This window comes from Flavobacterium oncorhynchi, assembly GCF_002217355.1.
Lineage (GTDB): Bacteria > Bacteroidota > Bacteroidia > Flavobacteriales > Flavobacteriaceae > Flavobacterium > Flavobacterium oncorhynchi.
Genome location: NZ_MUHA01000001.1, coordinates 111287 through 130046, shown reverse-complemented (window position 1 = coordinate 130046; position 18760 = coordinate 111287). Strand labels below are relative to the sequence as shown.

The window sequence follows — 18760 nt, the reverse complement described above, 5'->3', positions numbered from 1 at the left end:
TATGAGATGTTTAAAAATTTAATATAATACTATGATGTATAAATAATTCTAATTATTGATTTAAAATCATCAATTTTGGTTATTTGAACGATTATTTAGGTTAGTTGTCGGATAAATTTCAGCTCAAAAACATAATAATCTAGTTTAGCAGTGTTAAAATGACACAATGTTTTTTTTAATCCCTAAATCTACATATCATGAAAAAATTACTACTCTCATTTTTGTTTGTAAGTTATTTGAATGCGACTGCTCAAAATCCAATTCAGGAGTTTAGTTTCAATGGGACTTTAAATAATACAGCAAATACAACTTCTTTTATTGGTACAAATAATTTTGTAGCTGATAGAGCAGGAGTTGCTGCAAACGCACAAAGACTAAATGGCAAGGCTATGGAAGCTGTTATTGATAATCTGCCAATGGCAAATAATGCAAGAACAGTAAGTATTTGGGTTAAGTTTAATGATATTACTGCGGCAAATTATATTTGGGGTTACGGTACAGCTTACAATGCGCAGTATTGCGGATTATTACAGCAAGGTACCTCATCGTCAAATTCAGATTTAAGTTTAGCAGGCTGGGGTGCTACTAATGACGTTATTGTTTCAACCACCTTAAGCAAAGAAACATGGTATCAATATACTATTACGTATGATGGTACAGTTTCTAAAATTTATAGAAACGGAGAATTGTTGAAATCGTTAAGTGGTATAACACGTTCAACGAAAGGAAATATTTTTAGATTGGGAGAAGTAAATACAACAGTTGGAATTAACGCTGATATCGACGATTTAAAGATCTATGATACAGCTTTGACAGATCAACAGATTGCGGAGCTTTATAATAGCTCTAAGGCAGTCGTTACTATAGCAGCAGCGGCGGTAGCAAAGCCGGCAGTTTTAAAGTCTAAAACAAATGCAAATACAAAATCTGCAGCATCAGGTTCTATAATAACGAACAGTGATGTAAATGCAGGAACAAAAAATATTGAAGTGTTTTCGCAAGGACAGAAGGTGTTGGGTAATACCAGTTCATTGAATGTTAATGATCTTCCAGAGGGAACTTATCTGCTGAAAATTACAAATTCACCAGCCAAGAAAATTACTTCAAAATAAGGCATTACGTTATTTTTATAATAGTTAGTTAGTTTTTTATATTTTTAGTAGCACTCAGGTTTTGGAATAGTAAAAAAGCCTTCTGAATTTTCAGAAGGCTTTTTGCTTTATATAGTATTAATGCTTTTTTTTCTGCCCTGGAGCATAAGCTTTTGCACTTTTATCTCCATTCATTTTCTTTGCTTGTCCTGGTGGTATTTTTTTACCTGACGGTGCAGGTGTATACGTGTGAGTATGTGTTGAGCAGCTTATAGCGCTGATGATTACAAATAAAATAACCATTACGATTATGATATATTTAGTGTATTTAGATGTTTGCATTTTTCGTCTATCTGAGAATGGGGAATAAATATGAATTTTACTTTATTTCACTATCGTTATAACAAAAGTAGAATAGTGAAAGTTTTTTAGCTAATAACGCTTATTACTATAAATAAGATAACTAAAATTATTACAGCGAATTTTGTGTATTTTGAGGTTTGCATTGTACTTTTATTTTTAAATTAATTTCGTGTTGAGAAAAACAAATATAATAGTTTTTTTGATTATGAGTTTCTTTTTAGATATTTTGGGGATAACTGTATAATATAGAATTATCGATACTAGCAGAATGGGAATGATGTAATCAATAAAGACTTAATAATTTCTAACGCCTTTATTATTGTATTTAAACCTAGAATGAGGGCTTGCGTGTGTTTTCTCTTCTTCTTATTTTTAAATAACAAAATAGTGCTGGGAGTATTGCAATCATAAATAATGGAGTAACCCAATATTGACGCATTTCATATGAAAATGGACTATTGATGATATTATTCTCCCTTCTGTAAAGTATTTTATTCTTTACCGTTTTAATTCTCCAAATCGGAATCTGGCTTGTGTTTAAGCTTCCCCTTTCAATAATATTTATTGGAATTGCGATTCCGTTTTTTAGTTTGTCAGATTTGCAATATCCATAAAATATCCACGAAGTTTTATTGCTGCCGCTATTTGACGGAGGTATTTTTTCATTTACGACTAGTATATCTTTAGAGTAATTTTTCTCGGGATTCAACGATGCATAAAAGATTTTAGTTTTTGAGAAATCATTTATTGCTTCTATTCCAATTATTGATAATCCCAAGAATATAAGAATTAAACAAAGTGTTTTCATTAGCTAATAATATTTTATTGGTGCTGTTTTATCTGTTTGTTAGTGTTTATTTAATAATTTATTTAGTTTTCAGAATACAAAATATAATGGTTTTACTCGATTATTGATTTCTTTTAAAAATTAAATAAATTATTGAAAATAGGGCAAATAAAAAGAAAAAGGGTTCTAGAAAATATTTGAAGTCTAAACCTATAAAACTGGTAGGTTTCTGATAAAACAAATTGGCAGATGTGTATTTAGAATGATAGACAATTAGTCTATGATCTTTAAAACGATATGAGAATGTAGAAATATTGATGTTCATTGTTAATGAGGCCTTTTTATTATTAGATACTAAAAAACCATGATAGACAAAATTAGAAGATGTATTTCGTCCTACGCCGGTAGCCGGACCAGATTCTGTGATAATTAATGTGTCTTTTACAAAGCCATCTTTGCAAAATGCGATCGTATATCCAGTTTTGAGAACTGAAAAATTATGAATTATTTCTTCAATCAACATTAGTGATGCAAACACTATTATTATATAGGCAAGAGCTTTTCTCATTGTATTATTACTACATAAATGATTTGTTAGTATAGCTGTCTATCTTCTTGTTTTGTTTTTGTGCCAAACGTATGCATTAATTTTGTTTTTGTTTTACGTGTTTTCGTATTAGTAAAAAAAAACTCCAGATTTCTCCGGAGTTCAATTTTGTAATATAAAAAGAAAAGACTATTCCTCTTTCATAGTATGATAAACGTTCATTACGTCATCATCTTCTTCAATTTTTTCGATTAATTTTTCAACATCAGCGATTTGAGCTTCTGTTAATTCTTTAGTGATTTGCGGAATACGCTCAAAGCCTGATGATAAAATTTCAAGTCCTCTGTTTTCTAATTCTTTTTGCAAAGCACCAAAACTTCCAAAAGGAGCATAGATTAAGATTCCGTCTTCATCTTCAAAAACTTCTTCGGCACCAAAATCAATCAATTCAAGTTCTAATTCTTCAGCATCAAGACCGTTGTTTGCAATTCTAAAGTTACAAGTATGGTCAAACATAAACTCAACAGAGCCTTGAGTTCCCATAGTTCCGTTGCATTTGTTAAAATAACTACGAATATTAGCAACCGTTCTGTTATTGTTATCAGATGCAGTTTCAATCAAGATTGCAATTCCGTGAGGTGCATATCCTTCAAATAAAATTTCCTTATAGTTGGCAGTATCTTTATTACTTGCATTTTTTATCGCGCGCTCCACATTGTCTTTCGGCATGTTTGCGGCTTTTGCATTTTGTATAACAGCTCTTAATCTAGAATTGGCATCAGGGTTTGGACCGCCTTCTTTAACTGCCATAACGATATCTTTACCAATTCTGGTAAATGTTTTAGCCATTGCTGACCAACGTTTCATTTTTCTTCCTTTTCTAAATTCGAACGCTCTTCCCATTTCTAATTTTTAGTTTTTGTGATGCAAAAATACGGTTATTCCTTAATTTTTCCAAAATCAAAATTTAAGTTTTTTTAATTTGTTTTGAGGTTAAGGTTTCAAGTTTCAGGTTTTAGTTTTCAAGTTGGTATAATATTGCGTAAAATTTAGCACGCTATGTGTAAAACCTGAAACTTGAAACAAAAAAAACTTGAAACAAAAACTTTTATTTCGAAGAATTAAAGTCATTTATAATATTAACCGCTTCATTTAAGTATGGGTTTATTTTTAAATGATCTATTTGGTACTGATTTATTGTTTTGTCATTAGGATAGGCACTCAATAAATACTGGTTTACTGTGGAGTTGTAAACGTCCAGCGGATTATTTTCGTCATTAAAAGTATTGATTTCTTTCCATAAAGAATTTACTATTTTTTTCTGATTAAAGACTGCTTCAATCGTCATTGGCACTTCGGCTTTTGGAGTGTTTACTAATTGATCTATTTTTAGATTGATCTTTTTAATATCATTAAAATAAAAATTATCTGCCAGCCTTGTTTTACTGTTTTTGGCTAGTTTATCGATTAGAGCTCGTTTTACATACGGGCGGTATTTTAGTGTTGAAGTAATGCTGTCATTTTTAATAGCAGTTGGGAAATCACTTTCTTTTTGATAAACATCTTCATAAAACTCAGGAAGAACCACATCGGGTGTCACGCCTATGTATTGATGGCTTTTTCCTGTTACTCGGTAAAATTTATTAATCGTAATTTTTAGAAAATCAGTATTCTTTGTTTCGTCAAGCGAAAGAATTGTCTGCATAGTTGCTTTACCAAGAGTACTGCTGCCTAATAAAAGAGCACGATTATAATCTTGCATAATAGATGAGAAAAATTCACTGGCCGATGCTGTATTACTATTAACAAGTATTACAATAGGACCTTTGTAGATTACACCTTTAAAAGGATCATTTATAATAGATTTTTCTTTAGTATGATCAATAACAATCGAAAGCGGACCATAATCAACAAACATTCCAGCAAGTTTAATGGCTTCTTCCATAGAACCGCCGCCATTATCTATTAAATCTATAACTAGCCCTTTGATATTGTCTCTTTCTAATTTTATAATTTCTCTCGCTACATCATCAGCACAGCCTTTTCGACTGTTTCCGTCCAGATCAGCATAGAAACTTGGAATTTTGATGTATCCAATTTTACTGTCTTTACCAATTATAAAACTGAAAACCGAATTTTCTTCGTCTTTCATTACTTGTTTTTCGATGTAAACTTCAAAACTTTTACCTGAGTTTCTTTTAAGAGTTATGATTAAGCTTTTATTCGCTTCAGATAAAATCATAGTCGAAATAGATTCTAGTGAAGCGCAAGAAACCTGAAGTGTTTCTTTTTGATTAGAAACCGAAACGATTTGATCGCCTTTTTTTATCTGCCCAGTTTGATATGCGGGACCATTTGGGTCAAGTTCTTGTACAATAATTTCATTTTTTTCATTAAGATTTACTGTCATTCCCAATGATAAATGCTCTTTTGATAACGACGCAACAAAGCTTGATTTAGAGTCATCGCTAAAATAGGCTGTGTGCGGATCAAAATAGGTGCAGAAAAAATTATAAAGATTCTCGTTTTGATTTGTTTTGGTTTCTAACAGCGTATTAATACGGCAGATTTCATTTGATAAAATCAATTTTCTAGATTTTGCTTCTATAGATTTAAAATTAGCTTTAATAGAATCTAAATTATCGCTTGTCTCTGCAACATCATCCAGAATTTGATAGCGTATTTTTTTTCGCCATACCTTTTCTAAGTCTTCATTTTTTAAATAAAATGGAAATGATTTTTTGTAAAATCTAATGGTGTCTTTTTTGCTGTAATCAAAAGGCGCGGCTTGAATTTTTTCAAGGATATTTTTTGTTCTTTCTAATCCTGAAATGTATTTTGATGTAATGTCAGTCAAAAAACTGCAGTCGTTTTCTAGAATTAAATTATCTAAGTTTAAACGATATTTTGCTGCCATTTCATCGTATTCGCTCTTAAAAAAGATGTTTCTAGAAGGATCTAATTCATTAATTAGATTATCAAAAACAAAAACCGATAAACTGTCATCGACTGGTTTTGGACGTAGATGTTCTGATTGGATTGTTGCATTTATTTTGTTTAGTATTTCGCAGGTGTTGTCGCTATTTTGACTAAATAGAACATTGGCAGTTAACATCAATACTAATACTATTTTTTTCATAAATCGAAGATCTTCGTTTAGACTAAAATTACGTTTATTTTTTCATAAAAATTACGTTTTTTCTAAAAAATCTTACACACGAGTAAATGTTTTTACAGCCTTAAATGCATTTGAGAATAATACAGATTAAATCATTTTTTCTTGTAAATACTTTAATTTTTGGCCAAAAAAAAATGCATTACAATTTGTAATGCATTTTCTAACTATTTTAGGAAAATACTATTTCTTGTAAAAAGGCAGTTTTACCACTTTTGCAGGAACATCATTTTTTCTAATTCTAATAAAAACATCACTGTCAACAGCGCTGTTTGCAACAGTAACATATCCTAAACCAATACCTTTGTTCATAGACGGAGACATTGTTCCAGAAGTTACAATACCAATTACTTCACCTTGAGCATCAACGATTTCATAATCGTGTCTTGGCACCGCACGTTCCTGCATTTCAAAAGCTACTAATTTTTTAGTAACACCAGCTTCTTTTTGTTTTTTCAAACTTTCAGAATTGGTAAAATCTTTAGTAAACTTAGTAATCCATCCTAAACCAGCTTCAAGCGGAGAAGTTGTATCGTTAATATCGTTTCCGTACAAACAGAATCCCATTTCTAAACGTAAAGTATCACGAGCAGCAAGACCAATTGGTTTGATTCCGTAAGCTGCACCAGCTTCAAAAACTTTGTTCCAGATCGCTTCAGCATCTGCATTTTTGCAATAAATTTCAAATCCGCCAGAACCAGTATATCCAGTAGCAGAAATAATTACATCACTAAATCCTGCAAAATCACCCACTTCAAAGTGGTAATAAGGAATTGCAGCTAAATCTAATGAAGATAAAGGCTGCATTGCCTCAACCGCTTTTGGCCCTTGAATTGCCAATAAAGAATAATCGTCAGAAAGGTTTTTCATATCAACACTTAAATCATTGTGAGATGAAATCCAGTTCCAGTCTTTTTCAATATTCGAAGCATTTACAACAAGTAAATACTCTTCTTCTTTCATTTTATATACAATCAAATCATCTACAATTCCGCCTTCATTATTTGGCAGACAAGAATATTGTGCTCTTCCAATTGTCAAAGTCGAAGCATCGTTTGAAGTTACTTTTTGAATCAAAGCCAAAGCATTTGGACCAGTAAGTAAAAATTCGCCCATATGCGAAACGTCAAAAACACCTACACTGTTTCGAACAGTTTCATGTTCAGCATTTACACCTTCGTATGTAATAGGCATATTGTAACCCGCAAAAGGCAGCATTTTTGCTCCCAAACTCTCATGTATGTGCGTAAGCGCAGTATTTTTCATTGTGTTGTTTTATAAAATTGAATCGCAAATTTATTCAAAAAATATCAAATTTGAATGCTATAAATTATAAATTTCGCAATGATTAGGAGCTATTTACTGCTATCCGTTATATCTTTTACTTTTTAAAGAAAAAAGTAAAAGGATGCCGCTTCAAACGAAGTTCACTGAACTCCAATAAAAAATTAAAATATAGTGAAGTAATCAGGGCTAGGGCTGACCGTTTAAAAGAAACATTCGTGCATTCGATTTTTTATGTAACTTTAATCAAGAAACATAAAAGAATCCTTTATCCAAAGTTTTCATAATCAGCTATGTTTGTTTAAATAAGTGAAACGCTTTTATCCGCAAAGAAAAGCTATGATTGTATGTGTTTAAAATAAAAAAGCATCAAATGAAATCTCCGTATTTAATCACAAAAGAAGAAGTTTTAAGAGTCTACAAACCCGTAAATCCTCATACACATAAAGGACTTCAAGGCCATGCGGTTATTATTGCAGGAAGTTACGGAAAAATTGGAGCGGCTGTTCTGGCTTCAAAATCCTGCTTAAAATCAGGATGCGGACTCGTAACAACTTTTATCCCAAAATGCGGTTATCAGATTCTTCAAATCTCAATTCCAGAGGTGATGACAGTTACAGATGAAAACACAAATTTCATTACTAACATTCATTTGCCGTTAATTCCGCAGGCAGTTGGCATTGGACCTGGAATAGGCAAGGAGCTGGGAATGCAAAAAGCCTTATTTGAATTTTTAAGAGTAAACAAAGCGCCTTTGGTTATTGATGCGGACGCATTGAATATTTTAGCCGAAAACCTCTCTTGGCTGGAATTAGTTCCAGAAGATACAATCCTAACACCTCATCCAAAAGAATTAGAGCGTTTGATTGGAAAGTGGAATTCAGAAGCAGAGAAATTTCAAAAGACGATTGCTTTTTCAGAAAAATACAAAGTTATTGTGGTCATGAAAGGAGCGCCAACCTACATCATCAACAGAGCTTCAGTCTACGAAAACACGAGCGGAAACGCAGCGCTGGCAACCGCAGGAAGCGGCGACGTCTTAACAGGAATTCTAACAAGTCTTCTTGCACAAGGTTACGAACCCAAATATGCTTCAAAACTAGGTGTTTACCTGCACGGATTAACAGCCGATTTAGCTTTGCCAAAAACGGGTTATGAGTCTTTTACGGCTTCTACTATTATTAAGTATTTAGGAAAAGCGTTTTTGAGCTTAGCTTAACCGCAAAGAGCGCAAAGGTTTAGGCAAGGTTCGCAAAGTTTTTGTAGATATAGCTTTGTGAACTTTGCGATTTTGTAAAATCCTTATTAAATAAAATCTTAGCGTGCTTTGCGGTTAAAATAAAAATCAAAAAATCGTAAGTTTGTAATGTCAAAGATTAGAAACTTAGCAACTCAGTACCTTAGCATCTTTGAATCTTTAAAAAATGAAAAACAACTTCGATCTTAGAACGGTAAATGTTACTCGTTATATTACTCCTTTGCGTGAAGGCGGATCTTTACCCGCTTTGGCAGAAGCCGATGACGATTTTAAATACGTCTTAAAATTTAAAGGAGCCGGACACGGTGTAAAAGCTCTTATAGCCGAATTGGTAGGCGGACAAATTGCAAAAGCCTTAAAACTACAATTACCAGAATTAGTTTTCGCAAACCTAGACGAAGCTTTTGGAAGAACCGAAGGCGACGAAGAAATTCAGGATTTACTGCAAGGAAGTCAAGGATTAAACCTTGCGCTTCATTTTTTATCAGGTGCTATTACTTTTGATCCTGTTGTAACCACTGTCGATGCTAAATTGGCTTCGCAGATTGTGTGGCTGGACGCCTATATTACAAACGTCGACAGAACTTTTAAAAACACCAATATGCTGATTTGGCATAAAGAACTATGGCTTATAGATCATGGTGCGTGTTTGTATTTTCATCATTCTTGGAACAATTGGGAACAACATGCCAAAAGTCCGTTTGCATTGATAAAAGATCACGTTTTACTGCCGCAGGCTTCACTTTTAAAAGAAGTTGATGCCGAGTTTAAAGCGCTTTTAACAACAGAAATTTTAGAAGATATTGTAAATACAATTCCGCTCGAATGGCTGCAATGGGAAGATACCGACGAAACGCCCGAAGGTTTAAGAAATGTATATTTACAGTTTTTAAAAACCAGATTAGAAAATTCAGAAACCTTTGTAAATCAGGCTCAAAATGCAAGATAGTCACTTATATGAGTATGCCGTGATTCGAGTTGTACCAAAGGTAGAACGCGAAGAATTTCTGAATATCGGAATTATTTTGTTTTGTAAAAAAGCCAAATTTATCAAAGTTCTTTTTCATCTCAATAAAGAAAAAATACAAGCACTTTCTGATGATTTCGATATCGAACAATTAGAATGTAATTTGACTTCATTAGAAAAAATTACAAACGGAGCCAAAGACGGCGGACCAATTGCCGAATTTGATATTCCAGAGCGTTTTCGATGGTTAACCGCAATTAGAAGTTCAGCGATCCAAACTTCAAGACCTCATCCGGGTTTGTGCCAGGATTTGGAGAAAACGATTCAGAGATTGTTTGAAGAGTTAGTTCTTTAAGGAAGGTTCAAAGGGGAAGAGGAGCAAAGGGACAAAGGGACAAAGGTTTTATTTAATGCATTTATTCCTCAATCTTGTCATTTTGGGGAAGGAGAAATCTTCGTGAGAAGCTCGACAAAGATTGGATTTCTATTACGGAGTTACTTGCGAAGATTTCTCGTGCCTCGAAATGACAAACTGTAAGGAAACTTTATTAAAAGCCTTTGTAAGTTTACTCGAGATAGCTATCGGGATTTCGAGAAAAAAAAACTTGCGAACTTTGTGTAAACCCTTGCAAACTTTGTGGTTAAACGTTAAACCAAATACAGGATCAGATTAAAAATCTAATATTCCAAAAAGGCATTCATTAGAAAAATCAAGAATTATATTTTCCTTTTCTTGATTTTCAATGACCAATAAATCATAAGGTTCTAAAGAGTAACGCTTCTCATTAATTGTAATAACGGTTGAGTGTAAAGAAAATACAATTACTATTTGAGCATTACAATTCTGATTACGATTTGTTATTTCCAGTTTATGATGGGATATTTTTTCAGAAATCATCCAATTAAAATCAATCCCTTTTGTATAAGAAGTCACTTCATCATCCGAATTAAATTCCATGATTTCATACTTCTCGTACAATTTTTTTTCTTTGTTTACCTCAACATCCAAGCTGTTATCCAGCATAACCAAGTATCGGTGATAACCTTTAAATTTGGTGAACTCTGAAGGAACTGCGTCTATTGTAGCACTGCTTATTCTAAATACAAAATCTCTATCGGTGTAACTTGCTGTTTTCGGATATATCGTATATTCATAGGTTGATCCGCCGCTCCAAATAGAAGCTGTAACATTTTTTTTAGGGAAAAAGCGTATGTTCATTATATTAAAATTTTTAATCCGTTGGGTGAAATTATTTTAACACATAGAAACATAGATTTTGTTTACTTAAAAAAGGCGTTTCACTTATTTAAAATGCATATAGCCTTCTATGTGAAAGAAATATATTTCTTTTTGTATCCTTTTTTACACATAAAATCTATGTTTCTATGTGTTTAATATTTTTTAATAAGACTTCAAGTTTTTAAATACATAATTGATCCTGCTTTTAGAATAACTTATACTGTAAAAAAATGTGGTGTCTTTATTTCTTCGCGGTAAAAAACTTAAATCTTTTTCTCGAGGCAAATGAACTCCAAAGGTTCTTCTGAAACCTTTATATGTACGCCGCTTTCAGGAAAAGCTTCTCTTTCGCCAGTATCGACATAACCATGACGTTTGTACCAAGCGATTAGTTCATCGCGAACCGAAATAACCGTCATTATAATACTGGATAAACCAAGAGTTTTAGCATGAATTTCGGCTTCTGCCAAAAGCTTTTTCCCGATGCCGTTATTTTGAAGTTCAGGCGAAACGGTCAACATTCCTAAATACAATTGATGTCCTTTTTCGACCAATAAAACGGAACCAATAATTTTATCATTCTCCGTAAATTTCAGAATCGTATTTTTAGGATCCTGCAAAATTTCGGTCATTTCTTCTTCATCAGTTCTTTTTCCTTCCAGTAAATGCGCTTCGGTTGTCCAGCCTTTTTTAGAAGTTTCTCCTCTGTATGCTGAGTTAATTAAAGTTACTAATGCGGGAATATCTTGTAGTGCTGCTTTGGTAATCATGGTATGCGATTGCATTTTTATAAAATTGAATTGTCTCCGGCTTTATCGGGAAAAACAAAATTACAATATTGAAGATTGGCTTTAGCCAAAATACAAACGTTTTTTGATTGAAGCCATTTTTGTATTAATTTTTAACAACTTTATCTCTTGATTTGTATTATAATGTATATTTGAATTTAGCAAATCAATAATGTAGACGAGAGAAAAACTCAGTCTAAATTTTTTAAGATATTCAATGAAAAATAAAATACTATTCCTTGTTTCTTTGCTTTTTTTTGGAGCAGCAATTAGTTCTGTGTCAGCTTTTGGCGTTAAATCTTCGGCGGAAGATAATTTTAAAAGAGAGTTAAAAGTTCTGTCATTAAATACTTGGCACGAAGGAACTACAGTAAAAGGAGGATTTGATGCGATTGTAGACGTAATTCTTCAATCTGATGCAGATATTGTTTTGCTGAGTGAAATACGCAATTATAAAGAGGTATTGTTTACACCGCATATTTTAGAAGCCTTAAAAGCCAAAGGCAAGATTTTTTACGGCTCGAGCCTCAAAACAGATGCCGTTATTTTGTCTAAATTTCCTATCGAATCTACGACATCAATAAGTTCAGAATCCTTAATAAAATGTATGATTAGGTTAAACAAGAAAACTAGTGTTGCCGTATATGCCGCACATTTAGATTATACACATTATGCTTGTTATCTGCCAAGAGGTTACGATGGAGTTAATTGGAAAAAATTACCAGAACCCATTTTAGATACCGAAAAAATTCTGAAACAAAATATTGATTCGCAGCGTGACGAAGAAATTGCGCTTTTCGTAAAAGATGCTCAAATCGAGCGTAAAAAAGGAAATCTAGTGCTTTTAGGAGGTGATTTTAATGAACCTTCGCATTTAGATTGGACAGCAGCAACAAAAGATTTATACGATCATAACGGCGTTATTATACCGTGGCACAATAGTGTAGCGCTTAAAAATAACGGTTTTCTAGACGCTTACCGAGTAAAATATCCTGATCCCGTTAAAAATCCAGGATTTACTTGGCCGGCATATAATACAGATGTAGAATTGTCAAAACTATTATGGGCAAAAGATGCGGACGAAAGAGATCGTATTGATTTTATCTATTTTTATCCAAATAAAAAACTGTCGCTGACAAATACTGTAATTGTTGGTCCAACAGCAAGTATTGTAAGAGGAAAAGGAGTAGAGACTCAAGACGGAGATACATTTTTGAAACCAAATGGTATATGGCCTTCAGATCATAAAGGGGTTTTGGCTGTTTTTTCGATTGCTGATTAATTATAACTTGTAATATGTCAAAAGAGTTTGGTTAGTTAGCGCGAGCGTTTCGCTCGTGCCCGTTCCAATTTGAATTAGATATTTTATGTTTTCACGAGCGGGACGCTCGCGCTAGCTTGGAGAAAAAATAATCCCGATTTAAAAATCCTGCTGACGGATTATTTTCCCAATATTCCTGCATTCGAACATACTCAAAAACAAGCCGACAATTTTGATTTTGTAAAAACTTCTGTCGATGCCAGAAATGTTCCCGAAAACCTCATGGGGTTGCGAACACAATTTTTATCTTTTCACCATTTTAAACCGAAAGATGCACAACAAATTCTGCAAAATGCCATTGACACGAATAGTTCTATCGCCATTTTTGAAGGGCAGGAGAGAAGTGTTCCAAGTATTATTGCCATGATTCTCTCGCCGATTTCTGTTTTGCTGACAACGCCTTTTATTCGTCCATTTAAAATTGGCAGAATTATTTTTACCTACTTAATTCCAATTGTACCCATTTTGGTATTATGGGATGGAGTAGTTTCTTCTTTAAGAACCTATTCTGTTAAAGAAATGAACGAGTTGATTTCTAAATTAAACAACAAAGAAAATTTTAGTTGGGAAGTCGGAAAAGTAAAATCTGGACCTGCGAAGATTTTGTATTTGGTGGGAACAAGGAAATAACTTTTTTGCTTTATTTTGCTAGCGCGAGCGTCCCGTTCGTGCACGTTCCAATTGGCTTTTGAATTTCTTTGTGCTCACGAGCGGGACGCTCGCGCTAGCGGGATCAGAAGTTTTTTATTCCGTTGACATTATTTTTAAAAAAATTTTCATGAAATTTAAAGATATTAAAAAAGATAAAATATTTAAGAAAATTATTGGATAAATTAATATTTGATTAGCGTTAAAAAAATCCTCAAAAAGAAATGAAAATATTGAAAATAGGATAGCAATAAAACTTAAATAAATTGAATTCCTCAAAGAAGAATTTAAGGATTTCATTCCTCCAGATTTGCGAATAAATTCAATTTTTTCATTTCTTATAGAATGTAGTAAAGTTGAAATGGTTAGCAAAAAACCAATAATAATACTGAATGTAGTTATAAAAAGTTCAAAAAATTTTTGATAATTTAGTTGTTGGCAATAATGATTTGATAGATAGTAAATAGCATAAGTTACTAACAGTGAAAGAATAATATAAAATATCTTTTCAAATTTTGTCATTTTATTTTTGAAGCTTTTCTAATTCCTCTCTATGTGCTAAAAAATCACCTTCTAATTGGTCATATTTTATTTTTATCTGGAAATTCCCAATTGTTCTCGTTTTTTCAATACTTATTTTCGTAATTAATCTATTGGAAATTAAGTCAAATATATGGTTGTTATCTGAATCAACATCAACACCAGTAATTCTTAAATTTTGAACTAAAGTTTCTTTTTTGTCGGTTTTGTATAACCATTGTGCTAATTGTCTAACGTTTTCAAGTGAAAGTGTTTTTTTTCTTGAACGACCATTTGAAATAACTATTTTGGCGGAAGTGCCTTTTAAGTCTTGCATTAATTCCAAAATATTATTTGCATTTTTTTCATTTGGTTTTAAAATCCCCATATCATTGTTTGGAATAGCTAAGTCTATTTCTAATCGTGTATATTTATTAGAATTTAAAAATTTAGTATATTCATTAGGCAATACAACAAATTTAAAATGACAATTTTGTAAATCAAAATTCTTCATTATGAAATCTTCTACAGATTTTTGCGAAGTTCCAGGTTTTTTAGACTCTAATCCAATGATTCTTGTTTTTCTATCATAAATAAATGAACTATCAAAACCAAGACCATCGAATTTTCCTATTTTAAGTTTAGAGGGTTTATTTTCAATATCATTAAAAGAAGGAGGAATGTTAGTTGTTTGATTATAAACAAAAGTACCTAAAATATATCTATTATGCCTTTCTTCTAAATCAAAAATATTTATATAGCCATCAGAATGTTGAATACGGACAAAACTCTCTTTTTTAGTAAAGATGTTTTTGTCACAATGTTTAAAGAAAATATCTTTTTCATCTGGATTTAGACTTTCATCAGTTGGAAATAATTGATAATAATAAACATTAGTGTATTTTATTTCACTCATATTTTCTATTTTTTGTTTAAACTTGTATATATTTTTGATTCTGCGGTAAAATTCCTCGTAACGTTGTAACGCTACACGAGATTCGGGATTAACGATGTGTGATTTTTATATTATTTACAATTTTACAAGTATAAAATCATTTTTAAATTTAGCAAAATGTCCAAATCTCGTGTAACGGCTGTTAGGCATAGTATTAACTGGTTCCCTTTTCTTTAATTTTATTTACTTCAGCATCAGATAAGTTTCCATTAGAATCATAAACCTTACGCAATTTTTCATCATAATGCTTAGCTTTAACTTCATTGGGATCAACACTAAATTTTTGTAAATTTTCCACCTCAAAATCAGCGTCAGAAAATATTTCCAATAAACGAAGATCTAAAGGTCCTTTATTTTCAGCCATAATAATCCATCTCATTCTATTAAGACAAAAAGCTACGAAATCAGCAAATTGCATGAGTGGATCTTTTTTCGAATCGATAAATTCTATTTCCGAATTTTGAGTTATACCATTAAGAATTGGAATTTTTTTTCTATCTAAATGCTCACCTTTTCCTGTATCAACTTTTATTTGTGTAGGTAATTCAAGTTTATTTTCTTTGACATAATCCTTCAATCTAAACAGTAAAAATAAAAGTGTTAAATCGGATAATTTTGATAAGTCAAAATTAGGTATCTTTATTTGAGATATTTTTTCCATTTTATTTCTGATAATATCGTCTGAAGTGAAAGATTGAATTAAAATTGGAGATTTGTACTGTTGGTAAAGTTTTCCAAAATCTTTAAAAATTTCTAATCGTTTTTCTAAATCAACTTTACGCCATCCATCTTTGCCAGAAAGTATTCGTATAAAATGAAATTCTTCAAAATCATTCAGATTTTTATATTTATTAAAAATTTCAGATATTTTATTGGTTATTTCTTCAATTTTATTTTGATTAATAAAAATAGCTACTTGAGAATGCCAATCTCCAGAATCATAAATGCTTTTAGATTGAAAAGATGGAGTGCCTGTATCGTCAATGTAAATAGTGTATTTCATAATATGATGGTGCTAAATCATGTATATAAGAAAGTTTGTTTCGTTTTCTTACTTCTCAAATATATGTTTTTTTTATTGCCAATTTTTACGGATTTCCGTACTTGATATTTTTTATATATTAATTCAAAATAATTAATGGTAATGCAATAAAAAAGCGAGTGTTTTTTTACTCGCTTTCATCATCTATATTAATTTAGTTGCCCCAAGAACTCCTTCAACTCCTCATAAGTCCCAATCTTCACACTAACTTTCTCCTCATTAATAACACTCTCAATTTGAGCAGGAATCGGAAGTGTAATTCCCAAAGCAGGTTCAACAACATCTAAAAACTTAATAGGATGTGCTGTTTCTAAGAAAATACCAATGGCATTGGAATGTTTTTCAAGTTCTTTTTTCAAACCTAAATAACCAACAGCGCCGTGCGGTTCTGCGATATAACCGTCTGTGTTATAAATATTTTTTAGTGCAACTAATGTTTCTTCATCCGTATAACTATAAGAAGAAAAGTCTTTTTCGAAAGCTTTTAAGTCATTGTTGTACAATTCCTGAATTCTAATAAAATTACTTGGGTTTCCAACGTCCATTGCGTTAGAGATTGTTGCTTTAGAAGGTTTTGGGTCGTATTTTCCGTTTTCTAAGAATCTTGGCACGGTGTCGTTTACGTTTGTAGACGCAACAAAATGCTCAATTGGCAAACCTAATTTCTTTGCCATAATTCCGGCACAGATATTCCCAAAGTTTCCGCTTGGGCAAGAGAAAACTAATGATTTGTTTTGGCTTTTCAATGCTTTGTAAGCAAAGAAAAAATAAAACATTTGTGGCAACCAGCGCGCAATATTAATTGAGTTCGCCGAAGTCAGGTTTTTATGCGCTAAAGTTTCATCTAAAAACGCTTTTTTCACCATATCCTGACAATCGTCAAAAACACCGTCAACTTCAAGCGCTTTAATGTTTTGCCCTAAAGTAGTCAATTGTTTTTCCTGAATATCGCTCACTTTTCCTGACGGATATAAAATGACAACATCAACGCCGTCAACGCCTAAAAATCCGCTTGCAACGGCTCCGCCTGTATCTCCAGAAGTGGCTACTAAAACGGTGTTTTTAGCGTCTTTTTTGTCTTTATTGAAATAACCCAAACAACGCGACATAAAACGTGCTCCAACGTCTTTAAAAGCCATTGTTGGGCCGTGAAATAACTCTAACGAATAGATTCCGTCTTCGACTTTTACAACAGGAAAATCAAAAACTAAAGTATCAGCAATGATTTCTTTTAATTTGTCTGCAGGTATTTCATCGCCAACGAATTGTTTGATTGCTTCAAAAGCGATTTCTTTGTGGCTTAAACTTTCTATTTTATCAAAAAATGCAGGATCTAAAGCAGTGATATTTTCTGGGAAATATAATCCCTTATCACTTGCTAATCCTTGTATAACAGCTTCTTTGAAAGAAACTTTTGGGGCATTATGGTTTAAACTATAGTATTTCATTGGTTGTTTTTTATTTAACCGCAAAGAGCGCAAAGAATTGGTTTCTTTTGAAAACGCAGAGATCGCAAAGCTTTGTGGTTTTTAAAATTCAATAATAATTATTATTCGGTTTTCTTGTCATTCCGAGGAACGAGGAATCACACTCGGAACTCGACAACAGTGCGTCATCACTTGTGTGATTTCTCGTTCCTCGAAATGACAAACTGGACTTGTTATACTTTGCGCGGACTTCGACTTCGCTCAGTCTGACAAACTTGGTTTTAACACCTAATTCTTCTTACTTAATACATCTCACATTTTACAAAATGCGTACGCCATCAGGATTAATCTTCGAAACGTGAATTTCATACGGTAAACTCATTTTTTCGTATACTTCGCTCATGGCTTTTGCGATTTGGTCAGCGGTATTTTTTCCTCTGCTTAAAGCAAAAATCGACGGGCCTGAACCTGAAATTCCAGAACCTAAAGCACCGTTCTCATAAGCCGTTTGTTTGATTTGATCAAATCCTGGAATTAAAACACTTCTTAAGGGCTCTACGATTTCGTCATGAAGCGATCTTCCAATCAAATCGTAATCTTTGGTGTAAAGACCCGCTACAAGTCCGCCTACATTTCCCCATTGCATAATGGCGCTTTTCAGTGAAACGTTTTGTTTTAAAACCGAACGAGCATCAGAAGTTTTCAACTCAATTTGCGGGTGAACCACCGTTGCGTATAATTCTTCTGGACTATCAATTCTAATAATATCAAGCGGAGCATAACTTCTTACCAAAGTAAATCCGCCTAAAAGGGCAGGAGCAACGTTATCTGCATGCGCGTTTCCGCTGGCTAATTTTTCGCCCTGCATCGCAAACTGAACCAAATCTTTACGAGAATATGGTTTTCCTAATAATTCATTGATTCCGAAAACCGCTCCTGCAGAACTTGCAGCACTGCTTCCAATTCCGCTTCCCGCTTTTATGTGTTTGTAAATTTCGATTTCAAACCCAAAATCCAAATCGCCTAAAGTTTCAAGCATTGCCAAAGCCGCAACTCCAGAAACATTTTTCTCGGTTTCCATAGGCAGATCGGCACCTACAATTTTAGTGATTCGAACTCCTTTTTGATCGACTTTTCGAACAATCATTTCATCGCCCGCATTGTCTAAGCAAAGTCCAAGTACATCAAATCCGCATGAGAGGTTTGCGATAGTTGCTGGGCAAAATAGTTTTATTTCCATTTCTAAGGTTCTGAGGTTCTAAGATGCTAAGATTCTAAGGTTTCTGTAGCAACTTTTTATTTTTTAGTTTCTAAGGTTTTGAGATTCTAAGAGGCTAAGATCAGTTTT

Annotated in this window: 19 protein-coding genes; 6 read left to right on the top strand and 13 right to left on the bottom strand. The window is 32.7% G+C overall.

Annotated elements, in window-relative coordinates:
- Positions 1–197 precede the first annotated feature (197 nt).
- A complete protein-coding gene (locus B0A75_RS00595; protein ID WP_089052351.1) occupies positions 198–1112 on the top strand; it encodes a LamG-like jellyroll fold domain-containing protein in 915 nt (304 codons plus the stop codon).
- Between the two features lie 117 nt (positions 1113–1229).
- Here B0A75_RS00595 and B0A75_RS00590 read toward each other — a convergent pair whose 3' ends face one another.
- The 6 genes from B0A75_RS00590 to gcvT all read right to left on the bottom strand — a co-directional run bounded on the left by B0A75_RS00590 (position 1230) and on the right by gcvT (position 7229).
- A complete protein-coding gene (locus B0A75_RS00590) occupies positions 1230–1433 on the bottom strand; it encodes a hypothetical protein (RefSeq protein WP_089052350.1) in 204 nt (67 codons plus the stop codon).
- Positions 1434–1785: 352 nt separating this feature from the next.
- A complete protein-coding gene (locus B0A75_RS00585) occupies positions 1786–2262 on the bottom strand; it encodes a hypothetical protein (protein ID WP_123872293.1) in 477 nt (158 codons plus the stop codon).
- 100 nt (positions 2263–2362) lie between these two features.
- Complete coding sequence (locus tag B0A75_RS00580; RefSeq protein ID WP_123872291.1) at positions 2363–2809, bottom strand: hypothetical protein; 447 nt, start codon at positions 2807–2809, stop codon at positions 2363–2365.
- 168 nt (positions 2810–2977) lie between these two features.
- Positions 2978–3691: a YebC/PmpR family DNA-binding transcriptional regulator gene (locus B0A75_RS00575; protein ID WP_026729302.1), complete on the bottom strand. Its 714-nt coding sequence runs from the start codon at positions 3689–3691 to the stop codon at positions 2978–2980.
- A 205-nt stretch (positions 3692–3896) separates the two neighbouring features.
- The gene (locus tag B0A75_RS00570; protein ID WP_089052347.1) at positions 3897–5927 is read right to left on the bottom strand and encodes a S41 family peptidase; all 2031 of its coding nucleotides are present in this window, start codon (positions 5925–5927) and stop codon (positions 3897–3899) included.
- Between the two features lie 219 nt (positions 5928–6146).
- Complete coding sequence (gcvT, locus tag B0A75_RS00565) at positions 6147–7229, bottom strand: glycine cleavage system aminomethyltransferase GcvT (RefSeq protein ID WP_089052346.1); 1083 nt, start codon at positions 7227–7229, stop codon at positions 6147–6149.
- A gap of 391 nt (positions 7230–7620) precedes the next feature.
- Between gcvT and B0A75_RS00560 the strand changes: the two genes are divergently transcribed.
- From B0A75_RS00560 to B0A75_RS00550, 3 genes are all read left to right on the top strand, one after another.
- Complete coding sequence (locus B0A75_RS00560) at positions 7621–8466, top strand: NAD(P)H-hydrate dehydratase (protein ID WP_089052345.1); 846 nt, start codon at positions 7621–7623, stop codon at positions 8464–8466.
- A gap of 205 nt (positions 8467–8671) precedes the next feature.
- Positions 8672–9454: a HipA family kinase gene (locus B0A75_RS00555; protein ID WP_089052344.1), complete on the top strand. Its 783-nt coding sequence runs from the start codon at positions 8672–8674 to the stop codon at positions 9452–9454.
- The gene (locus B0A75_RS00550) at positions 9444–9827 is read left to right on the top strand and encodes a DUF3037 domain-containing protein (protein WP_089052343.1); all 384 of its coding nucleotides are present in this window, start codon (positions 9444–9446) and stop codon (positions 9825–9827) included. Before B0A75_RS00555 ends, B0A75_RS00550 begins: the two co-directional genes overlap by 11 nt.
- A 315-nt stretch (positions 9828–10142) precedes the next feature.
- Here the strand turns inward: B0A75_RS00550 and B0A75_RS00545 are convergent, their stop codons facing one another.
- Both B0A75_RS00545 and B0A75_RS00540 read right to left on the bottom strand, forming a co-directional pair.
- On the bottom strand, positions 10143–10691 hold the full coding sequence (locus B0A75_RS00545) for a HutD family protein (protein ID WP_089052342.1): 549 nt from the start codon (positions 10689–10691) through the stop codon (positions 10143–10145).
- Between the two features lie 284 nt (positions 10692–10975).
- Positions 10976–11497, bottom strand: a complete 522-nt coding sequence (locus B0A75_RS00540) for a GNAT family N-acetyltransferase (RefSeq protein ID WP_244284320.1) — start codon at positions 11495–11497, stop codon at positions 10976–10978.
- A gap of 220 nt (positions 11498–11717) precedes the next feature.
- Here B0A75_RS00540 and B0A75_RS00535 point away from each other — a divergent pair, with 220 nt between their 5' ends.
- Together B0A75_RS00535 and B0A75_RS00530 are read left to right on the top strand one after the other, a co-directional pair.
- Positions 11718–12782 carry an endonuclease/exonuclease/phosphatase family protein gene (locus B0A75_RS00535; protein ID WP_089052341.1) on the top strand — a complete coding sequence of 355 codons (1065 nt, stop codon included), beginning with the start codon at positions 11718–11720 and terminating at the stop codon, positions 12780–12782.
- A 267-nt stretch (positions 12783–13049) separates the two neighbouring features.
- Complete coding sequence (locus B0A75_RS00530; RefSeq protein ID WP_244284319.1) at positions 13050–13451, top strand: hypothetical protein; 402 nt, start codon at positions 13050–13052, stop codon at positions 13449–13451.
- Positions 13452–13565: 114 nt separating this feature from the next.
- Here B0A75_RS00530 and B0A75_RS20440 read toward each other — a convergent pair whose 3' ends face one another.
- The 5 genes from B0A75_RS20440 to B0A75_RS00505 all read right to left on the bottom strand — a co-directional run bounded on the left by B0A75_RS20440 (position 13566) and on the right by B0A75_RS00505 (position 18652).
- Positions 13566–13991 carry a hypothetical protein gene (locus B0A75_RS20440; RefSeq protein ID WP_089052340.1) on the bottom strand — a complete coding sequence of 142 codons (426 nt, stop codon included), beginning with the start codon at positions 13989–13991 and terminating at the stop codon, positions 13566–13568.
- A 1-nt stretch (position 13992) separates the two neighbouring features.
- The gene (locus B0A75_RS00520; protein ID WP_089052339.1) at positions 13993–14904 is read right to left on the bottom strand and encodes a DUF6731 family protein; all 912 of its coding nucleotides are present in this window, start codon (positions 14902–14904) and stop codon (positions 13993–13995) included.
- Positions 14905–15097: 193 nt separating this feature from the next.
- The gene (locus B0A75_RS00515) at positions 15098–15946 is read right to left on the bottom strand and encodes a DUF3800 domain-containing protein (RefSeq protein ID WP_089052338.1); all 849 of its coding nucleotides are present in this window, start codon (positions 15944–15946) and stop codon (positions 15098–15100) included.
- 188 nt (positions 15947–16134) lie between these two features.
- Positions 16135–17433: a threonine synthase gene (gene thrC, locus B0A75_RS00510; protein ID WP_089052337.1), complete on the bottom strand. Its 1299-nt coding sequence runs from the start codon at positions 17431–17433 to the stop codon at positions 16135–16137.
- 298 nt (positions 17434–17731) lie between these two features.
- Positions 17732–18652, bottom strand: a complete 921-nt coding sequence (locus B0A75_RS00505; RefSeq protein WP_089052336.1) for a homoserine kinase — start codon at positions 18650–18652, stop codon at positions 17732–17734.
- Positions 18653–18760 lie beyond the last annotated feature (108 nt).

What these genes read in the sequence shown, in the direction of transcription:
- B0A75_RS00560 (WP_089052345.1), top strand. Translation starts at nt 7,621, where the DNA reads ATGAAATCTCCGTATTTAATCACAAAAGAAGAAGTTTTAAGAGTCTAC.
- B0A75_RS00515 (WP_089052338.1), bottom strand. Translation starts at nt 15,946, where the DNA reads ATGAAATACACTATTTACATTGACGATACAGGCACTCCATCTTTTCAA.
- B0A75_RS00575 (WP_026729302.1), bottom strand. Translation starts at nt 3,691, where the DNA reads ATGGGAAGAGCGTTCGAATTTAGAAAAGGAAGAAAAATGAAACGTTGG.
- B0A75_RS00580 (WP_123872291.1), bottom strand. Translation starts at nt 2,809, where the DNA reads ATGAGAAAAGCTCTTGCCTATATAATAATAGTGTTTGCATCACTAATG.
- gcvT (WP_089052346.1), bottom strand. Translation starts at nt 7,229, where the DNA reads ATGAAAAATACTGCGCTTACGCACATACATGAGAGTTTGGGAGCAAAA.
- B0A75_RS00570 (WP_089052347.1), bottom strand. Translation starts at nt 5,927, where the DNA reads ATGAAAAAAATAGTATTAGTATTGATGTTAACTGCCAATGTTCTATTT.
- B0A75_RS20440 (WP_089052340.1), bottom strand. Translation starts at nt 13,991, where the DNA reads ATGACAAAATTTGAAAAGATATTTTATATTATTCTTTCACTGTTAGTA.
- B0A75_RS00545 (WP_089052342.1), bottom strand. Translation starts at nt 10,691, where the DNA reads ATGAACATACGCTTTTTCCCTAAAAAAAATGTTACAGCTTCTATTTGG.
- B0A75_RS00555 (WP_089052344.1), top strand. Translation starts at nt 8,672, where the DNA reads ATGAAAAACAACTTCGATCTTAGAACGGTAAATGTTACTCGTTATATT.
- B0A75_RS00585 (WP_123872293.1), bottom strand. Translation starts at nt 2,262, where the DNA reads ATGAAAACACTTTGTTTAATTCTTATATTCTTGGGATTATCAATAATT.
- B0A75_RS00520 (WP_089052339.1), bottom strand. Translation starts at nt 14,904, where the DNA reads ATGAGTGAAATAAAATACACTAATGTTTATTATTATCAATTATTTCCA.
- thrC (WP_089052337.1), bottom strand. Translation starts at nt 17,433, where the DNA reads ATGAAATACTATAGTTTAAACCATAATGCCCCAAAAGTTTCTTTCAAA.
- B0A75_RS00540 (WP_244284320.1), bottom strand. Translation starts at nt 11,497, where the DNA reads ATGCAATCGCATACCATGATTACCAAAGCAGCACTACAAGATATTCCC.
- B0A75_RS00595 (WP_089052351.1), top strand. Translation starts at nt 198, where the DNA reads ATGAAAAAATTACTACTCTCATTTTTGTTTGTAAGTTATTTGAATGCG.
- B0A75_RS00590 (WP_089052350.1), bottom strand. Translation starts at nt 1,433, where the DNA reads ATGCAAACATCTAAATACACTAAATATATCATAATCGTAATGGTTATT.
- B0A75_RS00550 (WP_089052343.1), top strand. Translation starts at nt 9,444, where the DNA reads ATGCAAGATAGTCACTTATATGAGTATGCCGTGATTCGAGTTGTACCA.
- B0A75_RS00535 (WP_089052341.1), top strand. Translation starts at nt 11,718, where the DNA reads ATGAAAAATAAAATACTATTCCTTGTTTCTTTGCTTTTTTTTGGAGCA.
- B0A75_RS00505 (WP_089052336.1), bottom strand. Translation starts at nt 18,652, where the DNA reads ATGGAAATAAAACTATTTTGCCCAGCAACTATCGCAAACCTCTCATGC.